The sequence below is a fragment of the Microbacterium sp. genome (genome assembly GCF_030149085.1).
Classification (GTDB): domain Bacteria; phylum Actinomycetota; class Actinomycetes; order Actinomycetales; family Microbacteriaceae; genus Microbacterium.
In genome coordinates this window covers 1-2,562 of record NZ_JASBSF010000367.1, presented here as the reverse complement: position 1 = coordinate 2,562, position 2,562 = coordinate 1, and the positions used below count along the sequence as shown (strand labels likewise).

3 protein-coding genes are annotated in these 2,562 nt (G+C 62.6%); all 3 read left to right on the top strand.

Annotated features, from left to right (window positions below; all coding sequences use genetic code 11):
• Positions 1–203 precede the first annotated feature (203 nt).
• Positions 204–1,106, top strand: a complete 903-nt coding sequence (locus tag Q1V87_RS14810) for a class I SAM-dependent DNA methyltransferase (protein ID WP_300594540.1) — start codon at positions 204–206, stop codon at positions 1,104–1,106.
• A 377-nt stretch (positions 1,107–1,483) separates the two neighbouring features.
• The gene (locus Q1V87_RS14805) at positions 1,484–2,257 is read left to right on the top strand and encodes a hypothetical protein (RefSeq protein WP_300594537.1); all 774 of its coding nucleotides are present in this window, start codon (positions 1,484–1,486) and stop codon (positions 2,255–2,257) included.
• Positions 2,254–2,562 (top strand): GIY-YIG nuclease family protein (locus tag Q1V87_RS14800; RefSeq protein WP_300594534.1); only part of this gene is annotated, 309 nt, incomplete at its 3' end. The genes Q1V87_RS14805 and Q1V87_RS14800, both read left to right, overlap by 4 nt.

Below are 2,562 nucleotides of genomic sequence, written 5' to 3'. Positions count from 1 at the left end.
CGATTTCCGGGCGTTACGATCCATCGCGCGAGCGTGTCCTCGGGGTGTCGTACCTTCACGCGCTCGGCTTTGGGGCGGTCGAGCGCCGACCATTCCGCGGCGGCCGCAAAGATGTCGTGCGAGAACACGTTGATGTACTGCAGATACATCATGCTCCGGGGGTGCAGTCGGGTGGGTCGTTGAGACACTGACCGAACGTACACATAACTGCCGTCGGAACCGCGGGGTTCCTCGTGGCTGCCGAGGAGTACCTGCGCGATCACCACCCCGAGCTGTGGGCGGATGCCGCCAGCCGCGCCCACTTCAACGGCCCGATGTTCACGGGCTACGACTCCGATGCTGCGATGGCCCGCATCGCGAGCATGAACATGCTGCTGCACGGCGTCGAGAATCCGACGATCGAGCGCGCGGACTCGCTGTCGGAGGGGCATCCGGGCGATGACCGCTACACGCTCGTGCTCGCCAATCCGCCGTTTGCGGGTTCGCTCGATCAAGAGACCGTCTCGAAGGATCTGCAGAAGCTCGTCAAGACCCGCAAGACCGAGCTGCTCTTTCTGGTGCTCATGATCCGGATGCTGCGCAACGGTGGGCGCGCCGCGGTCATCGTGCCCGAGGGGGTGCTGTTCGGGTCGAGCAACGCGCACAAGGCGGTGCGCAAGCTGCTGATCGATGACCACAAACTGGATGCCGTCATCAAGCTCCCGTCGGGCACCTTCAAGCCCTACACCGGGGTCTCGACCGCCATCCTGCTGTTCACGAAGACCTCGTCGGGCGGAACCGACCGCGTGTGGTTCTACGACGTGCGCGCCGACGGCATGACCCTCGACGACAAGCGCACCCCCATCGAGGCGAACGACCTCCCCGACGTGCTCGCGCGGTGGCAGAACCTGGATGCTGAGACTGCACGGGCGCGCACCGACCAGAGCTTCTTCGTCCCGAAGCAAGAGATCGTCGACAACGGCTACGACCTGAGCCTCAACCGCTACAAGGAGATCGAGATCGAGGAGGTCGAGCACCGGTCCCCGGCGGAGATCCTCGACGAACTGGATGCCCTCGAAGTCGAGATCCAGGACGGCCTCAAGCGCCTACGGGAGATGCTCGCGTGAGCTGGGAGACCGTGCCGCTGGGATCCATCATCATGCCTGCAAATTCAGTAAGGCTAGGACACGGCAGGGCCCTCCCCGTGTTGTCGATGACTACTCGCGACGGTTTGGTCGAGCAGGCAAGTCGGTTTAGGAAGCGGATAGCGGGGGCCGACCTGTCCGAGTACAAAGTCGTCAATCGCGGTCCGCTCGTGGTTGGCTTCCCCATAGACGAGGCGGTTCTGGCATTCCAATGGAGTCACGAGGCGGGGATCGTTAGTCCGGCCTACGGAGTGTGGGACCTACGTGACGCTCGTGGCGTCGATCGAAAGTACTTGGAACGCTACCTTCGATCCTCGGCCGCCATCAGCTTCTACAGGGCGAAGCTCAGGGGGACTACCTTGAGACGTCGCACGTTGCCACGCGGTGTCTTCGAGGCGATGCCGGTCCCCCTGCCGCCTCTCCCCGAGCAGCGCCGCATCGCCGCAATCCTCGATGAGGCCGATGCTGTGCGAGTTCTGTCGGGAGCCCAGGAGGGCAAACTGCGTGAACTTCTCGACTCGTTCTTTGACTCTGTCGCCGGAGCACCTGGTCGGCGGTCCGTGACGGTCGGGGATCTCGTCGAATCCTCCCAGTACGGAACATCTGCGAAGGCGGGCGAGTCTGGTCAGTTCCCGATCCTGCGCATGGGGAACGTCACCAACGATGGCCGCATAGACCTTACGAACATGAAGTTCATCGATATCGATGAGTCCGACCACGCGCGTTACCTCGTTCACCGCGGCGATCTTCTGTTCAATCGCACGAACAGCGCAGATCTCGTCGGAAAGACGGCGGTGTATCGCGAAGCCGAACCCCGCGCATTCGCCGGCTATCTCGTCCGCTTGCGACCCAAATCGCCTGAACTCGGCGAGTATGTCGCCGGCTACCTCAACTCACGTCACGGAAAACTGACACTGAGGAAGATGGCAAAGAGCATTGTCGGTATGGCAAACATCAACGCGCGCGAGGCTCTCTCGATCCGACTCCCCGAACCCGACTCGGCGACCCTCACGCGGCTTCTGGATCTCCGGCAGCGCGTGGAGGCTGAGCGAAAGCGGCTTGGCACGCGTCGTCGCTGGACTGATCAACTCTTCGCGTCCCTCCAACATCGAGCGTTCCGAGGAGAGCTATGAGTGGCAAGCAGATCAAGCTGTTCCTCGTCGATGGAACGCCCGGTGGTCTCTCGACTGCCGAGATCACGAACTGGACGGGCCACGTGCTGACGGCGCCACGTTCGGATGTCGGGGAGTTGCTGCGCCGACCTGAGGCGTCGCGAACCGGTGTCTATCTGTTGCTGGGCGATGATGAGTCATCGATCGGCGGCGTGCGCTGCTACGTCGGGGAAGCGGATGTGATCGGTGATCGCCTCCGCTACCACCTTCGCGACAAGGACTTCTGGGATCGTGTTGCGGTGGTGACATCCAAAGACACCAACTTG